The following is a 20,767-nucleotide window of genomic DNA, read 5'->3' as shown; positions in this document are numbered from 1 at the left end:
TTCTAGCTGATATATCCCTGACATTGTTCATCCTTCATCTGGTTTATTCTTATTCTCTCATCTGTAGTCCAATTTTAGAGAATTGGTATAAAGTAGCCACAGTTTGCATTCGGATATCGCTTCTGTGCTGTGCCCAAATTGTATGCTTGAGTTTATTACTTGCCTTTAAGGCTGTTATTAAAGCATCTGGGTATTGTTCAGAGGCAAAAAAGGCTTCAGAAGAATTATTGATGGCGTTAATTAGATTAACATTTGCCTCTACTGTCCACTGGAATGTTACCACTGCCAATCCAGCAAATCCTAATCCTGCGGCGACGGAACCAAAAAGGGCGCGTTTAAGAAAGCTATTCAGTTTCGCCTCACTCAGTTTTCTTTCTTTTCGTTCCTTTTCCAGTTCCGCCATTACCTGCTTTAACTTCGGTTCCTGTTGCTGGCGGATAAAGGTGGCGATGTAGTCATGTACCAGTTGATAATGGTCAGCCGGGTTTTCTGGTAGCAAAACCACTAAGCCAGATTGGACAAAAATCTCTAAAATCAAATCTAATTTACTGATTTCAGAAGCTTGTTTCTCCTTAGTTTCCGATTCCTTTGCCTGCGGCGACTCTCTTAAAAAGGGGATGGAAAAAATAAAGTCTTGTTTTTTAAGGGGGGTTTGGGGGATCTCCAAGAAATACGGGAGCAAATCGCGTTCCAACTCAGCCCGAGTCTTGAGTGGGCGAGTTCCTTTTTCATCGGTGAGCAAATAGAGTAATATGTCTGCTGCTTGCTGATTTTCTTCACTGCAATCATTAACAACTTCATCCAAATAACGCTTAACTAATTCGTCCTTAGTGCCAAGCTGTTGATATTCTGCCAGAGTTGTAATATTCTCCGTTTGTAGTTGCGCCCCCACAACCTGCAACTCAATAGGACGAACTTCACCCAATTCCCCGGCTAAATCTTGCACCAGTTGTTCAACTAGAACATCCTCTAAGTGAAAACTAGTATTTTCAGTTAAACGCTGAATAATTGACTTCGCATCAGCAGGTGAGAAGTTCCCCAACTTGTAAAGCACATTATTACTGAGAATGTCATTGCCAATAATCTTCAGACTGGACAAATCATTGCACTCCAGCAAGTAATGAATGTAATCCACCCGCAGCGATAAGATAACTTTCACCGATAGAACATTCAGACACTCTCCCAGAAACTCAAAGAATTGCTTTCTTTGTACAGGTTCGGTGTAAACAAAGAAAAATTCCTCAAATTGATCAAAGATTAGCACCGTGCGGAGGTTACGCTGTTCGTTTTCGCGCAGTTGAGTGATTAGGGACTGGGGATTGGGGACTGGGGATTGGGGATTTTGAGTATCTGAGGTGGATGAACGGAGTTCTGATGTGGATTCATCCAGTTCCGAGGTGGATGAACGGAGTTCTGAGGTGGATTCATCCAGTTCAAAGGTGGATGAACGAGTATCTGAGGTGGATGAACGGAGTTCTGAGGTGGATGAACGGAGTTCTGAGGTGGATGAACGAGTTTCTGAGGTGGATGAACGGAGTTCTGAGGTGGATGAACGAGTATTAAAGGTGGATTCATCTAGTTCAAAGGTGGATGAACGAGTATCAAAGGTGGATTCATCCAGTTCAAAGGTGGATGAACGAGATTCTAACTCCCCCTTGTCCCCTTGTCCCCTTGTCCCGTTGTCTCCCTCATCTCCCCCATTTCCCAAAAGCTTCCCTAACTCTTCTACCCAGTTGGTATAAACGCGCATTACCACCGGCAAATAATCTTGAGTACCGATCGCTTTATTCTTTAAAGCTGGTATCAGTCCCGCATTCACCAGGGAACTTTTGCCTACACCCGATTGCCCATGAATTACTATCAGCTTATAATCAGGGCGACCCATACGTTCAATCAAACGTTCTACATCCAACAGGCGACCAGACGCAGCAATTTCTGGGGCAATATTTCCTTGAGGATTTGAGCGCAATTTTTCTACAAATGCCTGCTTTGTAGCTTCTAACCTCCCCGCACCAATAAAAGCCCGTAAGCCAAATTGCTGTTCAATGGAACGCCGTTGCTGTTTGATTTTGTATGCTTGGAGATATTCTTTCTGCTCAAAGTAAAGCTGTTGCAAAAACTTGAGAATATCCAAGTAAAGCCTGACATCTTCTAAGGGATTACCCACATCCCTAGCAGTTTCTAAGCTAAGAGTCGCCTGTTGAATTTGACCTAAATGATATTGAGAACGACCTAAAATAAACTGATATAAACTCAAATCTTTTGACTCTAAAGCCCTTTCAGGAATATTAGATAAAAACCCTGATATATTCGCTGGTTGTAGATTGGCAATCGCAGCAAAAACTTCCAAGGCTTGCTGAACAAGCTGATTTGCTTTAACCCAGTTTTTTTGAGCCAAAGCCACCTCAGCTAAAAAACCGTAATCTTTGGCTAATTCCCTTAGCTGGTTGTTAGTTTGATGTACTACTAAAGCTTGTTCAGAAAGGCTGTGCAATGTTTCCCACTTTTGCAAGTCTCGCAAGATATCACCAAATTTAGCTACTGAATTAGCAATTAAATTTGGGCTATAAAAGTAGTTAATAAAATTAATATACTCTTGAATATAATGCCAAGTTCTATGCCAATTTGGAGGAGTAATATCTTGATTTTTAAAAGCTTTGAGATAACAGCAAAAGCCAATCTCACCGAGAATTTTTCCTTGTAATTCTAAATTATTACTATGCTGCCAAAGCTTGTAAGCTTTGTGATAATGCTTTAAAGCTGAATCTGTTTGATTATTGATCTGTTTGATAAAACCTAATAAAGATTCTAAATTAGCTTGAATTTCTAAATTATAAACATCTGGCTTGTTGAGTAAATCTCTTTGCGCCGTTTCTAGCTCAGTTTCCAGTTTAATATATACATCTACGCTAAATTTTAAGTTATTACTAAACCATTGATTAGCCGTTTTGATAATAAAATCTACTAATTCCTGTGTTGATATGGCAAAATCTCTTGTAGTTGCCCAACTTTCCAAATCTGGCGCAAACTGTATTAGTTGCTTGTAGATTTCATCGTCAATCCACAACACTAAGGGAAAAGCAAAATTCTTGCGAAACTCTTCCCGCACCTGATTTGCTGAAGTTAACATCACAGATAAATTCTGTACTGATTCCAAACCCACAACCATCACACAGGCTGGTATTTCTTCGCCGAATTCTTCCTGAATCGCAGTATAAAGAGTTCTGTTCGATTGCTGCACTGTCAAGACACGAATTTCGACTTGACAAATTTCTCGTAATTTCTGGATGAGGCGATCGCGCAAGCTAGCATAATTACACCGGGCCAAAATCAGCTTAAACTGTCCCACAGAGGACTCGATTGCCCAAGCTAATTGTTGCAGTCCCTTTTCATTTTCAGGTTGCTGTAAATCTGTCATACCAATTTGGAATTTGGAATTTTGGATTAAAAGAGCCAAGCGAATAGCAGATGTAGGGTGCGTTACGCTTCGCTGTAACACACCCTACCGTTAAGAAACGTTCAACTCTCTTGCTTCTGCCAAAACCGGATTAACATCAAACCAAGTCTCGCCACCATCCCGATATTCAAATACAAACCGACTGCGAATCAGTTTTTGATATCCCTGGTCATCACTCACCTTTTTCCTTTCCTTGACATGACGTAACAATTGCCACTCATCCTCAGAAATCGGTAACATGATTTCATTCCGCCGAGAACGAATCACTTGCTCTAAGGTTTCACGGGTTAGGGGAAGACTCATCTCTTCCATAATCCAGGTATTCAGCAGTCTCAGCACGTCCCGCACATGACCACCGCTGATTTTACATAACCGTTCTAGGCTTGCAGCACTATCAAAAATCTCGGTAACTTTATTTAAACGCTCCTCTGGCGTCATGTCAGGAAAAGCTCTAGCTAGTACCATCTGCTGCATGAGTGCCATTCCCTGTGTATGAACACTGCCATCAGTTTTTTGTACAGGTACCATTGGTAACACCTTGGGATCTTCTGGGAAACGCTGAGTCAGCATTCCGTAATCATTGGAAAACTTCAAAGCCAAGGGCATGGTGTAAAGTAGATGACAATTAAGCCTTGTCAAAAACTCACCTTGATCGACAAATAAATATTCCTGCTGCGGACGACCCCAAGGTTTGGCACGATTATCTATGCGGTCAAGATTATCGACAATTACCACCAGACCATTTTTACCCTGCTGTTTGAGTTTAGCGATCGCAGGTTCCAATAATTCTTGATTAATCGCTTCTAGCAGCTTAGTTTTTTGTGGTGCTAAATACTGATTGAGTTTTTCGCGCAGCGTGGGGTCATTTTTCATCTTGGCGGTGATTTCACCAATACCCACAGATAGAGAAAGTTTTTCTTTTTCGGAGGTGACACCAAAATCGCCAACATTTGGAACCTTAACTTTTACCCCCGTAACCTCGGAGTTTAAGACCTTCCAAGCACCTTGCAGCAACTCATTAAATTTGTTCGGTGCCTCCAGGGTTATTTTATCCAGACTTTGACTTACACGACGAGCGATCGCTAGCAGCACATCAGCAATATCGACATCGGTCATTTCCAAGTCGTCACTGGACTCAAAATAAACCACATGAAAACCTAACTTTTCCAGTTCTGCCTGTAACCGTAATAGTTCTGTCGATTTCCCACAACCAATATGTCCAGTAAATAAAGTGCAAGTGGGTTCATTCGGCTTAAAAAAAGTAATTTTCTGCTTCAGCTTGCCAAGAATATCACCACCTCGTACCGAGGAAAAATCTATATAATACTTGCCATCAGAGCTATTGCTGACAAACAGAGTTCTGCTGGGATCGCTAGCCTGATAAAATTCCCGTAAATCTATGGACATAACCTGGTAGTGCAATAATCTGGTATTGTATTAACATATCCTTGTGTAAAAGGATAAAGTTATTTACATCTTTGCATCTCAATATTTCGGATAATTTGCGCTTTTGCTGCCTAAAAGGCGAGTAAATTTCATTCGTAAATTCTCTGTGTACTTTGCGCTTAAATTTCACCCCTCAACTGCAAAGCTGTAAGTAATATGAAGCAATCTGTAAAAACCGAGACTTTTTTTTGATACTATTTAAGTCCGGACTCTTTAAATACTGATTGACGTATGAGCAAAGGTACCCTGTTTGACAAAGTTTGGGACTTACACACCGTTGGTACACTTCCCTCAGGGCTGACGCAACTATTTATCGGGCTTCATCTAATTCATGAAGTCACCAGTCCCCAAGCCTTTGCTATGTTACGCGAGAGAAGTCTAAAAGTACTGTTTCCACAGCGGACTGTTGCCACAGTCGATCATATTGTGCCCACAGAAAATCAGGCGCGTCCCTTTGCCGATGACTTAGCAGAGGAAATGATTCAGGCGCTGGAAAATAACTGTCAAGAAAATGGCATCAATTTTTATAATATTGGTTCTGGCAGTCAGGGTATAGTTCACGTCATCGCTCCCGAACTTGGACTCACTCAGCCTGGAATGACGATCGCTTGTGGAGATAGTCACACTTCCAGTCATGGGGCATTTGGTGCGATCGCATTTGGTATTGGTACTAGCCAAGTCCGGGATGTTCTTGCTTCCCAAACCCTCGCCCTCTCGAAACTGAAAGTCCGCAAAATTGAAGTTAACGGCACTCTCAACCCAGGAGTTTACGCCAAAGATGTCATCTTGCATATCATCCGCACCCTTGGTGTTAAAGGTGGTGTGGGTTACGCTTATGAATTTGCAGGTACGACCTTTGAGCAAATGAATATGGAAGAGAGAATGACTGTCTGCAATATGGCGATCGAAGGTGGTGCTAGATGCGGCTACGTCAATCCTGATCAAGTCACCTACGATTACCTCAAAGGCAGAGATTTTGCTCCCAAAGATGCAGATTGGGATCAAGCAGTGGCTTGGTGGAAATCCATCAAGAGTGATACTGATGCCCAATACGATGATGTAGTGGTATTCGACGCTGCGGAAATTCCTCCTACCGTCACCTGGGGGATTACTCCCGGTCAAGGTATCGGTGTCAACCAGTCAGTACCTCAACCGGAAGAACTGCTGGAAGAAGACCGATTTATTGCTGAAGAAGCTTACCGCTACATGGATTTATATCCTGGTCAAGCAATCAAGGGTACAAAAATCGATGTCTGTTTTATTGGTAGTTGCACCAACGGCAGAATTAGTGATTTGCGAGAAGCGGCGAAAATCGCCAAAGGTCGCCACGTTGCAGAGGGAATCAAAGCCTTTGTTGTCCCTGGTTCGGAAAGGGTGAAGGAAGAAGCAGAAGCTGAAGGATTGGATAAAATTTTTCAGGAAGCCGGATTTGAGTGGCGCGAACCAGGATGTTCCATGTGCTTGGCCATGAACCCCGATAAGCTACAAGGAAGACAAATCAGCGCTTCTTCCTCCAACCGCAACTTTAAAGGAAGACAGGGTTCCTCTTCCGGTCGGACATTGTTAATGAGTCCGGCGATGGTCGCCACTGCTGCGATTAAAGGCGAAGTCTCTGATGTGCGCGAGTTGTTGTAATTTTCAAAAGGGCATGGGGGATTGGGCATGGGGCATTGGTTATTCCCCTTGTCCCCTGATCTCCCTCATCCTTTTTTCAACAGACTGTCATTGAAATAATAGATAAAATCTATGGTAAGTGAAGTTAAAACAATTTCGGGGCGCGGTATACCCTTAGTGGGCAATGATATAGATACCGATCGCATCATTCCCGCGCGATATTTGAAAGCTGTTACCTTTGATGGGTTAGGCGAAGGCGCGTTTATCGACGACCGGACAGCACTTAAAGGCGAACATCCCTTTGATCAACCCCAGTACCAAGGCGCGAATATTTTAATAGTCAATAGAAATTTTGGCTGTGGTTCATCACGGGAACATGCACCCCAAGCGATCGCAAAATGGGGAATCCAAGCTTTAATCGGTGAAAGCTTTGCCGAAATCTTTTTTGGTAACTGTGTGGCAATGGGCATACCTTGTGTGACAGCTGATGCTGTTACTATTAAACAACTGCAAGATTTAGTTGCTGCTAATCCTCAAACTGCCGTAACAGTGAATTTGGAAACCTTGCAAGTGCAAATTGATGATCGTATTGTTTCAGTTGCGATCGGTGAAGGCACAAGAAGCACATTCATTTCTGGAACTTGGGACGCTTGCGGTCAGTTAGTAGCTAACGCTGACCAAGTTCGGGCAACAGCTACAAAATTACCCTACGTCAGTTGGAGCAATTTAACCGCGAGTTAATATTCTCTCGTTCCCTGGCTCTGCTGGGGAATATTAATTTATAGATTTTACCTACATTATTTCAGATTTGGCATAGTAGATATATAGCCAAGTAATTCTAGACTATGCCATTAATAAACCCTCCTCTCACTAAAGAAGATTTCATTAACTCTCGCTGGCTAGAAGTGGTTAATAGCAGCGAAATAAAAGAATGTCTTGCTTACAACAGAGTTTTCTGGAATAAGACACAGGAAGCAAAAGAGGCAGGAAATGTTAGAGAACAGTATGTCTTTGAGATTTTGGCGTTCGTGACTGGTATTGCAATCAAGCCAGAATCAACAGAGGAATTTTTTGCTGAAGTTTTCCAAAATCTTACTGAGGAACATTTAAATTTTCTTACTGAAATTGCTCCTGAAGTATCAGATCCAGAACTTCAAGCACGAATTGCAGACATTCTCTGGGTCAAAAAGGGCAATTATCAAATGTCACGGTTAGCTGTTACAGCCTACTTACAATCTGCCGCAGAATTAGAAGATCCTGAAAAATGGAGTCGGTGTTTCGAGAGGATTGAAAGAGCGCTTCGGCTAGCACGCAAAATTAATTATCAACCTGAATTAGTTGTTGCACATATAGAGGCAGTTCTTAATCGCTACAACGGAGAAGATCCACTGTGGTTGTCAGTAAAGCTTATGAAGCTTTTGCAAGAATACAAACTCGGTAATCCAACTAAATACGCTGCTCTGGCTGAGAAAGCAGCAATTATAGCAGAATCTTCCCAAGACTGGGATAAGGCAAGAAACTACTGGGAAATTAAAGCAGAATGGCATCGCATTGACAAAAATGCTGAACAGACACACGCAGCACGAATGCTTGCTGCCGAAACTTATGTAAAGGAAGCTAAAGATTCATTGACAAAACACCCTCAGCCTTATTCAAAGGCATCAGATGATTTACAAAAGGCGTTGGAAGCATTTGAAATATTAAAAAGCCAAGGTACAGAGGAAGAAAAAGCAGCAGCAAAAGCTAGATATGAGGAAGTTCGTAAGCTTCTACCAGAGTATCAAAAACAATCCTTGAATGAGTTAATAACAGTATCTTCTCAGTTTAATATCAGCGCTGAGGTAGAACTAGCTAGAACCTATGTTAAAGGCAAAAAATTTCAAGATGCAATATTTGCCTTAGCTCTTTTGGGAATTCCACCTAAAGTTTCATACCTTCAGCAGAGCGTGGAGAAGACACCTTTGTTGTTTCAGTTCATGCCAATAACAATTATGAATGAGATGGGTAAGGTTGTAGCCCGTCAATCTAGTAATTCAGATGAAGCAGAGAAAGCAATTCGTTTTGAGATGTACAGGAATGCAGTTCTCTATCACAAACTTTACGCCCAAGCTTACATTGAGCCAGCTAGGGATCAAATAAATCTGGAACATAGTGTAGAAGTAAAAGACTTATTTCCATTTGTTTCAAACAACCTCTTTGTACCTCCTGGGAGAGAATATCAGTTTGCAAAAGGGCTTTACGCTGGACTAATCGGAGACTTCTTCACATCCACTCATATTCTCATTCCTCAAATTGAAAATTCTATCCGTTATTTACTCCGAAGGCAGGGTGCGTTACCCTCAAAAATTGACATCAATAAGGGAATTGAAGATGAGCGTGATTTGAATACTACTCTTTTCCCTCAGAACTATCCACAAATAAACTCAATTTTTAATGAAGACGCACTTTTTGATCTTCAAGGCTTGCTAATTGAGCGTTCAGGTTCAAATTTAAGAAACCGTATGGCTCATGGTTTAATTAATGATAATGAGTTCAACAGCCCTATCATGTCTTACTTATGGTGGGTCACATTACGGCTTTGTTGTTTGCCAATGTTGAAACATGAACAGCAGGTTGAAGAGTCCAATCCTTGGGTTAAGTTTGATGGTATTTTCAAAGATGACCCACTTTTTGATGATTTTGTAGAAGATATGGATGCAAATCGATGTGAATTAGATGCAGAAGTCGCTGCTTATGAAGCTTCTTTAGAGGAGAATCACTCAGCTTGAGTCTATATATCCTCGATACCGATCATGTTACTCTTTCTCAACATGGTAATTCTAAAATTCTACAACGCGCTCAAGTTGTTGGCAGTTCCAACATATTTGTTACGACAGTTACACTCGAAGAACAATTAAAAGGCAGATTAGCTTCTATCAGTAGATGTGCTAATCAACCACAATTTTTAGCAGTTGCTCATAGAAATTTGCGAAGAACCCAGATTTACTTTTGTAGTATGAATTTGCTGGAGTTTGATGAGGCAGCATACAATTGCTACCAAAGTTTGCGCTGGCAAAAAATCCAGATAGGTACACAAGACTTAAGAATTGCTGCGATCGCTTTGGCTAAGGGGGCAATTTTGGTTACGCGTAATCAAAAAGATTTTAGCAAAGTTCCTAATTTATATCTAGAAGATTGGACTATGGATGGGTATTCTTAAAAACACATGACACTAAATCCTGTCTTGAATGTAATGTCTATTACATTAGTAATATATTGATTGTACGTTCTGTCAGAACGCTTGAAATTCTTTTTTGGCATTGCTTTTAATGAAATTTGGTTCTTTTTATAAAAGTGATTTGCGACTGTTTAATCAATACATCTGAAGCTATGTATATACTTAGTTATTAAGTTGTAATTTTAACAAATATGTATTTAATCCTCGCAGATTAGAAGCACTATTTTAAACTTTAACGAAAATCGTTCAATAGTCGAAAGCTAGCTTGTAAAAGGCATTCACAAGCTATTCTCTCTTTTTAAAATGACGTGAAAAGGTCAGGTCTGTCTTTAAAATTCATCGTGAAGAAATTTTACAAAAACCAATCTTCTGCATAAAAGAAGAACATATCTCTGATTAATACTTAGGAGCTAAAAACTAGAAGTTTTGTAGTTAGTAGGCAGAAACTAGTACTTCTATACTTTTCTTAAAAATGAAGTATTAGGAACTCATTGTTCACTTAGATAAATTAAGAATTAGGAGTATTAATCATGGCAGTAACTTGGATTCCTGGCCCAGGACCGACTAATGGAGCAGATGTAGGTATTAGTAATAGCGCTTCTGATAACTTCAATGGTTTGGGTGGAAATGACAGCCTTTATGGAAATGCTGGTAACGATGTGTTACAAGGTGGCGATGGTATCGACTATCTATCTGGTGGGGATGGAAACGATACCATACTTGGAAATCGTGGCAACGACACCTTCACTGGTGGAAACGGCAACGATCGCCTGATCTGGAACAATGGTGATGGTAGCGACAGAATCAGTGGTAATGCTGGCTATGACGTGGTTGAGGTCAACGGTGCGCCTGTAGGAGACAACTTTCGCCTGCAACAAGATGCTCAAGGCAGAGCAATCTTTGATCGGCTGAACTTGGTTCCCTTCACTTTGACTGTAGACAGTGCAGAGAGGTTTGAAATCAATGGTGGAGGTGGTGATGACATCCTCGATGTCAACAATCTGTCAGCAACTTCTGTAAATGCGGTATGGTTCACAGGCGGGGCTGGAAATGATGTGCTGGATGGTAGTGGCACAGCGACACCGTTAAGAGCCTTTGGTGGTGAGGGTAATGATAGCTTGACAGGTGGTACTGGCAATGACAACCTCTATGGTGATACTGGTAACGATCTGTTACGAGGTGGCGATGGTATCGACTATCTATCTGGTGGGGATGGAAACGATACCATACTTGGAAATCGTGGCAACGACACCTTCACTGGTGGAAACGGCAACGATCGCCTGATCTGGAACAATGGTGATGGTAGCGACAGAATCAGTGGTAATGCTGGCTATGACGTGGTTGAGGTCAACGGCGCGCCTGTAGGAGACAACTTCCGCCTGCAACAAGATGCTCAAGGTAGAGCAATCTTTGATCGGCTGAACTTGGTTCCCTTCACTTTGACTGTAGACAGTGCAGAGAGGTTTGAAATCAATGGTGGTGGAGGTGATGACATCCTCGATGTCAATAACTTGTCAGCAACTTCTGTAAATGCGGTATGGTTTACAGGTGGGGCTGGCAATGACTTCCTTGATGGTAGTGGCACAGCGACACCGTTGAGAGCCTTCGGTGGTGAGGGTAATGACATTCTCTATGGTGGTGCTGGCAATGATAATCTCTATGGAGATGCTGGTAACGATATATTACGAGGTGGTAAAGGTAATGACATCCTGACTGGTGGTGCTGGTGGCGATCGCTTTGTATTTAACTCAGGTGCTGGGTACAATAGTGCCGACCTCGGTGTAAATAAAATTACTGACTTCAGCAACTATAGCGATAAAATTGTCCTCGATAAGACAACTTTTACCGGACTCAATAATCCATACCAAATTACAATAGTAGCTAATGATGCAGCAGCTGCAACTAGCTATGGACTCATTACTTATAGTCTTGGAACTGGCAACTTGTTCTTCAACCAAAACTTGACATCACCAGGCTTGGGGACAGGTAGTCTGTTTGCCACCATTGATAACGATAACAATCAACTCACAGCCCCACCAGTATTATCAGCTACAAACTTTGAGATCGTTGCGTAAACACATCTCAAAATCCATAGAAGCTAAGGCATATCTGCAAGCTTACAACTAAATCCTAATTAGCAATCATCAATATTGCTAATTTGGGATCGTTGAATCCTCCTCATATTTCAAGTACGGGGAGGATTATACAGCAATTTTCTTTTGCATGAAGTATGAAGTTGCAGAGGCAGAAGGCAGACACTCTTTATATTTCAATACGCTTGGGTTAAGGATTATTAGTGTAGATAATTGATCTTTCAACATGCGAAAAATCGCGTCTCTACATCTAGGTTTTATTACTCATTCTGAACTGTATTGCTTTACATTTGATGCGTGAGTTCTACGTTTTGTATTTAAGTTACTTGCAAACTACTGTAATTTATACTGTATAGGCTTGAAAGTCTCTTGTTTCTTTGTTTTTTCATTAGTTCAATCCAGATAGATACGAAAAACTTAAGAATTACTGTGTAGGTCCAGCCGTAGGCATCGCTTTGGAAAATGGGGCAATTTTGGGCGTTCAAAAATATTTCGGTAAAGTTATTAATTTATGTCTTGAAAGTTGGATGATGGATGGATATTCTTCAAAATGCAGGTTGATTTATCTACGAAAAAAATAATTAAAAGATAAAGTTTATTTCAACTGCCTCTCGTACAAAAATTGAAACTTTCTGTAGTATAATAATAGTTAGAGTTTGTATAACGAAGAAATCGATTAATATGCGTTTACCTATCATTATCAGTGCAACACTATTGCTATCTCTAGGTCTGAACCTAACAGCTATATCCGAAACTACCGCAGAGAAAGCCCAATATCAAAGCCCAACGAATAATAGCTTGAATTCAAGACGGTTGAGATTTAATAAACGTTTGTGGGAGCAGGCAAATATTTATAACTATCGCATTACAGTTAGCAACAGTTGCTTCTGCATACCAGATGCAAGAGGTCCAGTAATTATTCGAGTACGTAATGGTCAAACAACTTCAATCACTTCTGTAGCTACCGGTAAACCAGTTAATCCGCAATTCTTTCAAAAATACGACACAATTCCCGAACTTTTTAATGTAATTCAAGATGCTATCAACCGTAAGGCATCCAACCTAGATGTAGAATACAATGCTAAACTTGGCTATCCAACTAAAATTAATATCGATTACAATAGTCAAATAGCTGATGAAGAAATCTTTTTGACAATTGAGAATTTTCAGGAACTTCAAACTAGACGCTAAACTGATTACTTGCGCTCAATTTTGACCAAAAATAAGGGTAAATTAGCAACTCCAAAGCGAGATTTAATACTTCAATTTACCCCAAAAAGCTAATAGCAATTAAATACACTGGGATTAATGGTTATTCATCTAGATAATTGGTATTTCAAGACGCGATAAATTGCGTTTCTACATCTGGGTTTTGAGCTTATCCGAGCTGTATTAGATCGCTATTAGCTTTTCATAAAAATTAGCAATTAGATGAAGTTATGTTGATTTTGTGCGAGTAATTCTCAATTATTACACGAATTTGTTGTGTTTGAGGGCTTGACTAAAAACAGTCACTTCTGATAATCTCAAATTACTCAATAAGATTAGCGCTTGCTGTAAATTTATGCGCTAATTGTGATAAAAGTAACTTTACTAATACCACACTAAAATTTAACTTTTTACAGATGGCTTAAAGTTGTACACCCATTTGTGAAAATCATCATTATTAAGACTCATTTGGCGCTCTTGCGTCTGTCCAGTAGATGCCACGGTGTTAATGTCATAGTACCGCATTTCACCCAAGGCACTACGAGCTTGAATGAGTTTTGTCCGCTCGATGCGACACTGTTCGTAGCTAGTCAGAGCTTCTTGCAGATTAGCTGAATTAAAAAAACACTCTCGCAGTTGGTATGCATCTTCAAAAGTGGTATTGGCTCCTTGTGCCATTGCTGGTGCCATTGGATGAGCAGCATCGCCCAAGAGAGTCACTCTGCCTTGACTCCATTGAGTTAACGGTGGGCGATCGCAAATTGGCCCTTCCCAAATTTCCTCGGCTGGTGTCGCTTCTACCACCGCTCGCAAGGATTTATCCCAGTCGGCTAATTCATGGAGAATACGAGATTTCACTTCATCAGCGCTATGGGAAAGGGAGTACTCAGGCGAAAACTTCCGACTAATCCAACTGGTATAGCCACCGCCCACATTGAGAAGGTACATAAACTGTTGATTGCCTTTAACAAAAACTAGTTCATAGTCATTAAATAGCTCGTGGCGATATTTGATGACGGCACGCCAACACATACTACCGATATAATTAGGCTTACCCTCGCCAAATAAAGTTTCTCTAATGACAGAGTTAACGCCATCAGCCCCAATCAGCAAATCTGCATCTACTGATTTTTTACCATCAAAATGAATTTTTACACCGTTTGCATCTTGCTCAAAACCGATGCAGCGATGATTGAGGTGAATGATGTCAGGCGGCAATCTCGATGCTAAAACTTGCTGTAGACGATACCACCAAATAGTTAACAAAGGTTGTCCGTATTGTTCTATATATTTAGTTGCATTAGTTCGCATTGTCTCAGACTGAATATTCTTTAAAACCGTGTGGTGAACCTGGCATCCTGAACTTTTGAGAGTTTCGACAATTCCCGGTGCGATCGCATCTAGAGAATTCAAGCCATTCGGAGCTAGTCCTAGTCCAGTTCCCGCCGGACGAAATTCTTGGGCTTTTTCGTATACTTGAACCTCTATCCCTTGGCTTCTCAGTGCGATCGCAGCAGCCAAACCGCCTGGGCCAGCACCGACAATCGCAACTTTCTTTACTAGGGGTTGGGATAATTTCTGAGTGAGATTTGTGTTCATATTATTAAGTCAGAATTCACTCTTGATTATAAATCTCAGAAAGTCTAGCTAGAAGAACCGCAGACTTTTTATCTCTTACCAGGCGAGACACCAGCAAAAGAAACTCATGATGTTTCTTATAAACATTGCAATGTTTCTTATTAATATCGTGATGTTTGTGAGGAATGTTGCAATGTTTCGTATTAATATTGCAATGTTTGTGAGACACATTCCAATAGTTGTGAGGAATGTTGCAATGTTTGTGAGAAACATTCCAATGTTTCTTATTAATATCGTGTTTGTCGTTATAAATTTCAAAAAGCTCAAGGGCATAAATCTAGACCCCTATAGATGAAATAATTCACGATCGATAAGGTTTTGCCAGAATGGCGATCGTTTTTGTTGCGAATTAGACCTCTTGCATAAATCAAAAATAAAAACCCCACCCCACATTTGAGTAAAGCAAACGCTCCCCTCCCCAAGGCATCGGGGAGGGCTGCGGGTGGAGTATTATATCATGTCCGACTAATTAGTTCAGGACTTACGCATAAACAACGGAAAATCGAACCACAGAGAACACCGAGAAATAAGAGTTTGAGAGTTTTTTTGCGTAAGTCTTATAGTTATAACTTCCAAATCTATGCAGAAAGCTCAAAAACCCCTCCCCTCTGCACCTGAAGCTCCTCTGCCCCCCTGCGATCTTAATGATAAGTCTTTAACCGGACATGATATTAGGGACTTTTGCAAGAGGTTTAATGAAAAATCGTCCTGCACTAATTGACCCTTATCTACGATACACTCCCCTCTGACAATTTTGGGAGAAGGAGTTGCGGGCAAATTTTGTATTTGTGCAAGAAGTTTAATCAAGTTGAGTATTTACCATTAATTTCTATATAACCCTCTGAAAGATCGCAACCCCATACAGTTGCAGAGGATTCACCAATATTAAGACTAACATGAATATCTACTTTATCTTTAGACATAATTTTACGTAACTGTTCTAGATTTGCCTCAGTTAAGCTACTAGGATAAACTTTCACATTATTAAAACGAATAATAACTATTTCTGGATTTATCTGCTGTTCATTTTCACATTTGCCTATAGCCATAGCAACTCTTCCCCAATTCGGATCTGCTCCGTAAACAGCAGTTTTTACTAATGGTGAATTTACAATTGCTTTCGCTACTGTTTTAGCTTGTGCATAGTTAATTGCTGAATCTACAGTCACCTGAATTATCTTAGTAGCACCTTCTGCATCTCTTGCAATTTTCAGGACTAATTCCTGTGCAACTTCTTGCAATGCACTCTTAAAATCTGGTTCTGAAACTTCACCTGCTAAACCATTAGCAAGAATCACAGCAGAGTCACTAGTAGAAGTGTCAGTGTCTACACTCAGGCAATTAAAAGTTTTATCTATAGTAGAGCGAAAAATAGAACGAAGGCTATTTGTAGAAATTGCAGCGTCAGTAAAAAAGAAAGTTAGGAGGGTAGCCATATTAGGCTCAATCATGCCAACACCTTTGGCAATTCCTACTAGCTTGGCATTTCCTATTTGCCGTGTAGCTAGTTTCGCTACTGTATCGGTGGTCATAATACCACGGGCTGCGGCATGAAAATCAGCATCAGTCAATTTTTTACCCAATCCTAATAAACCAGCCCGGATTTTTTCAATAGGGTAACGTCTGCCAATTACACCTGTAGAAGCTATCACAATATTATGTGCAGCAATTCCAGTTTCAGTTGCAACTAATTGCAGAACCTCTTGAGCGTTAGCGATGCCTACAGAACCATTAGCTACATTTGCATTTTTAGATATAACGACAATTCCTTGTGCTTGTGAATCTTTTAAGTTATCACGGCTAATAGTAACACTTGGTCCAGCAAAAAGACTTTGAGTAAAGACTCCATCTGCAACACAAGGAACTGATGATTTAATAAATACAAAATCATCAGTTGTATCTCGTATTCCCAAATTAGTGATGAATGTACTAAAACCTTGAGGTGTGGAAGATATAGTTAATGGCATTTTTTGATATTTAATAATTTGCTTTAATTATCTTATATTAAGTTTAGGTTATTACTTGTAATAAAATCTATCAATGTAGATTAAGTTGAACATCAGTGAAACCCAACATAAACAAGGATCAAATGTTGGTTTACCCTGCGGTCAGTCTTTTTGGGTCTACGTTTTTCAAACGCCACTTGCTTCAAGCCGGGAAACCCGTCCAACGCAGTGGCTCCCCAACCTACAGATATTATAAGTGTTTAACCAGACATGATATCAGTTAATGTAAGAGTGAACATAGTCCATCCATTGCCACTTTCTACTTGAATGTTTCCTTGCAATTGTTCGACTAACTTCTCTATTATAGATAAACCTAATCCTGAACCACCTTGATTCCAGATATCTGCACTAGGAAGACGATAAAATTTATCAAATATTCGTGATAACTCTGTCACCGGAATTTCTGCTGAATTACTGACAGTAATAATAGTTTTTGCAGGTGCTTCCGAGGAATTGTGACTTACACTTAAAACAATTTCACCACCTGCAGGTGTATATTTACAGGCATTATTGAGCAATTCTACTACGATGCGTTCCAAGCTAATAGCATCTGAAAATAGCGGCGGGAGATTTGCAGGGAGATTCAACTGTAGAGTTTGCTGATGTTCTTGAACACGGATTTGAAACGGCTCGATAATCCAAAGTAACCACTGTTGTAAGAGCAACGCATTAGGTATAATAACTGGATAGGATGAGCTTTCTAGCCGTTGTAAGTCTAGTAGATCGTTAATTAATTCTAGTTCGCGATCGCACTCGCTTTCCATTAATTTTAGATAGCGTTGATCTGACTCAGTATTATTGGATAGTTGTATCATTTGAATCATCATTTTGATATTATTTAGAGGTGAGCGCAGTTCGTGAGAAACTAAATTCAAAAAGTCATTTTTAAGTTGATTTATCTCTTCCCATTGCACCACAAGTTGTTCTTGTTCAATTTGCTTTTGACGCGCCTCAATCGCTCGTTTGCGCTCAGTAATATCTCGAAACACTAATACAGCGCCTGTAATATTATCTTTGTCATCTTTAATCGGTGCAGCGCTGTCATCAATTGGTATTTCTGTACCATCTTTAGTAATCAAAATTGTTTCTTCAGGAAGATTAACTATCGTACCATCTTGAAGAACTTTTATAATCGGACTTTCAATAGGGTTATGAGTTTCGCCATTAGCAATATTAAATACTTCTGAGGAATTTTTGCCACAAGCTTCTTCCTGTTTCCATCCAGTCAACTTTTCTGCAACCGGATTCATAAAAGTAATTAAATCTTCTAAATCGCTAGCAATTACACCATCGCTGATACTTTTTAAAAGTGCATCCAGCCATTTCTTATTAACTTTTAATTGCTTTTCTAAACTATGTTTAGTCAAAGTTATTTCAATATTTGTTTGTAATTCTCTTTCTTTAAAAGGTTTCAGTAGGTAGGCAAATGGCTCAGTTATCTTAGCTCGTTCCAAAGTGTTTTCATCTGCATAAGCAGTCAAATAAATTACTGGAATATCCAAACGCTTATAAATTTCTTCAGCAGCTTGTATCCCGTCCATTGATCCTTTAAGTTTGATATCCATCAGGACTAAATCTGGAAATATTTCTCTTGCTATATTAATCGCTTCTTCTCCTGAAGAAGCAATAGCAGGAACTGTATAACCAAATTTATTAAGCCGATATTGTAAGTCTTTAGCAACAATAGCTTCATCTTCCACAACTAAAATTTTTGCCTTTGTCATCTTTTATTAATTGTGTATTTATGGTAAAGGAAATGTCATCTGAAACTCTACTCCAGTAGAGCCTATAATATTGATATTTCCTGCTAACTGATTAGTTAAAGCATCCACCAACTCCCATCCTAATGATGCAAGTTTTTTAAAATCAAAGTTTGGTGGTAAGCCAATACCGTTATCACTAACTATCAGCATTAAATTATTATTAACTATTTTCTTAATTTCAATCTTGATTGCACCATTACTACCTTTTATAAATGCATATTTTAAAGAATTAGATACAAGTTCATGGATAATTAAGCTACAAGGAATTGCTGTATCTAAACCGATAAAAATACAATCTTCGGTATTTATTGTCAAAGCGATCGCATCTTCATTGACTTCATAAGCAGCAAATAAACTGGCTACTAAATCTCGAATATATTCACCCAAATTGATCTTTGTTAAGTCTTGAGATTGATACAATTTTTCATGAACGAGAGCCATTGATGCAATCCGCTGCTGGCTTTGTTGAAATATTACCAAATCTTCTTTGTCTTTGATATATGCAGATTGCAGATTTAGCAGACTAGAAATAACCTGTAAATTATTTTTGACTCGATGGTAAATTTCTTTTAATAACACCTCTTTTTCTAATAGTGATACTTTAATTTGCTCTTCCCACTGCTTACGTTCGCGCTGCGCGGCTTTCCGTTCGCTAATGTCTTCAACCACAGAAATAAAATATTTTGGCTCCCTATTAGATTCGCGCATTAAAGACACAGTAAGATTAACCCATACTATGGAATTATCTTTGCGGAAATAGCGCTTTTCCATTGAGTAAGTTTGAATATTATCTGCTAAAATCTGCTCAACATATTTCAGGTTAGTATTAAGATCGTCTGGGTGAGTAATATCTTGGAAAGTTAACAACTGTAGTTCTTCGAGTGTGTAACCGAGAAGATCGCAGAGCTTCTGATTAACTAATAACCAGCTTCCATCGATTGCGACATGGGCAATGCCAACAGCAGCTTGATGGAATGCAGCACGAAATCGCTGTTCGCTCTCTCGCAATGCTTCTTCTATTCGCTGGCGTTCAGTAATTTCTGTGTGTAATGATTCGTTGATTTTTGTTAACTCTGCTGTCCTTTCTTCAACCATGCTTTCTAGTTGGTTAAGTAGGCTATTTAATGTCTCCTCTGCTTGCTTGCGATCGGTAATGTCAGTATGCGAGCCTGCCATTCGTACTACATTACCATCTTCATCCCACAGTGCTTGCCCTCGATCTAAAATCCATTTATAGGTGCCATCTTTACATAAAGCTTGATACTCGGTAATGTAAAACGGTGTTTTCTGAGCAAAGTGATCTTGAACCGCTTGTTTCACCCAGTCAAGATCGTTCGGATGTACGCGTGTCACGCATTCATCTAAATGATTAGAAATTTCGTGGTCTTCGTAACCGAGCATTTCTTTCCAGCGAGCCGAGAAGAAAACTTCATTAGTTTTAACATTCCAGTCCCAAATTCCATCATTATTGCCGCGCAAAGCTAATTGCCAGCGTTGTTCGCTTTCCCTCAACACCTTCTCAGTCCGTATGCGTTCAGCAATTTCCTTTGCTAGTTGGTAGTTTGCAGCCTCTAGTTGAGCCGGACTCGGTAGAGCCAGCACCTGCGGCATTAATGACATAAGCTCTATAGTCGTTAATACGGAGATAAAAGCGGTGAGAGCTTTGAGTAACCCTGATAGCCAATAGGTAGGATACCAAAGCGTCCATACATCCATTAAATGGGTTGTGCCACAAGCAACGATGAATGTGCTAAACATTAAAAATATCGAGCCGAAAGGCATATCTCGCCGTTTACGGACAAAAGAAACCAACATCACTGGAATTGAATAATAAGCAAGTCCAGTTAACACATCTGAAATCAGATGCAACCACACTAATCCTGGTTTCCAGAGATAGCAATGTCCGTGGGGAATAAACTGGCTAGTAGAGAAAAAATTATTTAAAAATTCCATTATAAAAACCTACACATTGCACAAGTCTTCACCAAAGCCTGAAGTGCGAAAGAAGAGGTTTTTAGCCTCAGACCTCTGTAGACGTGCATAGCATACGCCTAGAGAGTAGCTCTCACATTCTAAAGGAGAACTACGTTTGGCATTCGTCAGAGTTTTACCGTACTAGTTTTAGGCTAGAATCGAGTAGTAGTTCGAGCTTTTATATTCTGTTTTCGTCATCTTCCCTGAGTTTTTTAATCTGACTAATATAAGATTTATTAAAATTAAAGTACCGCGATCGCTTTGGTTATTGTTACCGTATATCCTCTGAAATCAACCATTTACATATATAAAAACCTTCAACAATCACAGTAATATTTCGATTATATAAT

General features: G+C 39.9%; 11 protein-coding genes and 1 pseudogene. 6 read left to right on the top strand and 6 right to left on the bottom strand.

Features of this window, described 5'->3' with window-relative positions:
• Positions 1-82: 82 nt before the first annotated feature.
• A pseudogene (locus V7K89_RS27550) lies at positions 83-3,418 on the bottom strand (nSTAND1 domain-containing NTPase); the annotation flags it as partial.
• 90 nt (positions 3,419-3,508) lie between these two features.
• Entirely contained in the window at positions 3,509-4,864 is a 1,356-nt protein-coding gene (locus V7K89_RS27545) for an ATP-binding protein (protein WP_335192905.1), read from the bottom strand.
• Between the two features lie 270 nt (positions 4,865-5,134).
• Here V7K89_RS27545 and leuC point away from each other — a divergent pair, with 270 nt between their 5' ends.
• From leuC to V7K89_RS27515, 6 genes are all read left to right on the top strand, one after another.
• A complete protein-coding gene (gene leuC / locus V7K89_RS27540; protein ID WP_335192903.1) occupies positions 5,135-6,538 on the top strand; it encodes a 3-isopropylmalate dehydratase large subunit in 1,404 nt (467 codons plus the stop codon).
• Positions 6,539-6,649: 111 nt separating this feature from the next.
• Positions 6,650-7,258 carry a 3-isopropylmalate dehydratase small subunit gene (leuD, locus tag V7K89_RS27535; RefSeq protein ID WP_335192901.1) on the top strand — a complete coding sequence of 203 codons (609 nt, stop codon included), beginning with the start codon at positions 6,650-6,652 and terminating at the stop codon, positions 7,256-7,258.
• A 104-nt stretch (positions 7,259-7,362) separates the two neighbouring features.
• Positions 7,363-9,285 (top strand): DUF4209 domain-containing protein, encoded by a 1,923-nt coding sequence (locus V7K89_RS27530; protein ID WP_335192899.1) that lies wholly within the window; start codon positions 7,363-7,365, stop codon positions 9,283-9,285.
• Positions 9,282-9,716 carry a type II toxin-antitoxin system VapC family toxin gene (locus V7K89_RS27525; RefSeq protein ID WP_335192897.1) on the top strand — a complete coding sequence of 145 codons (435 nt, stop codon included), beginning with the start codon at positions 9,282-9,284 and terminating at the stop codon, positions 9,714-9,716. The genes V7K89_RS27530 and V7K89_RS27525 overlap by 4 nt, the downstream gene beginning before the upstream one ends.
• Before the next feature lie 548 nt (positions 9,717-10,264).
• Positions 10,265-11,809 (top strand): calcium-binding protein, encoded by a 1,545-nt coding sequence (locus tag V7K89_RS27520; protein WP_335192895.1) that lies wholly within the window; start codon positions 10,265-10,267, stop codon positions 11,807-11,809.
• Positions 11,810-12,508: 699 nt separating this feature from the next.
• Positions 12,509-13,018, top strand: a complete 510-nt coding sequence (locus V7K89_RS27515) for a DUF6174 domain-containing protein (RefSeq protein WP_335192893.1) — start codon at positions 12,509-12,511, stop codon at positions 13,016-13,018.
• 420 nt (positions 13,019-13,438) lie between these two features.
• On the opposite strand, the gene V7K89_RS27510 is transcribed toward V7K89_RS27515, so the two are convergent.
• From V7K89_RS27510 to V7K89_RS27495, 4 genes are all read right to left on the bottom strand, one after another.
• On the bottom strand, positions 13,439-14,635 hold the full coding sequence (locus V7K89_RS27510; RefSeq protein ID WP_335192891.1) for an FAD-dependent monooxygenase: 1,197 nt from the start codon (positions 14,633-14,635) through the stop codon (positions 13,439-13,441).
• An 842-nt stretch (positions 14,636-15,477) separates the two neighbouring features.
• Positions 15,478-16,641, bottom strand: a complete 1,164-nt coding sequence (argJ, locus tag V7K89_RS27505) for a bifunctional glutamate N-acetyltransferase/amino-acid acetyltransferase ArgJ (RefSeq protein WP_335192889.1) — start codon at positions 16,639-16,641, stop codon at positions 15,478-15,480.
• Positions 16,642-16,880: 239 nt separating this feature from the next.
• Positions 16,881-18,404, bottom strand: coding sequence for a hybrid sensor histidine kinase/response regulator (locus V7K89_RS27500; RefSeq protein WP_335192887.1), 1,524 nt, complete (start codon positions 18,402-18,404; stop codon positions 16,881-16,883).
• A gap of 18 nt (positions 18,405-18,422) precedes the next feature.
• On the bottom strand, positions 18,423-20,396 hold the full coding sequence (locus V7K89_RS27495) for a PAS domain-containing sensor histidine kinase (RefSeq protein ID WP_335192885.1): 1,974 nt from the start codon (positions 20,394-20,396) through the stop codon (positions 18,423-18,425).
• Positions 20,397-20,767 lie beyond the last annotated feature (371 nt).

The organism is Nostoc sp. (assembly GCF_036917515.1).
Taxonomy (GTDB): Bacteria; Cyanobacteriota; Cyanobacteriia; order Cyanobacteriales; family Nostocaceae; genus Nostoc.
The sequence above is the reverse complement of the archived record's forward strand: the minus strand, read 5'-3'. Positions and strand labels throughout refer to the sequence as shown.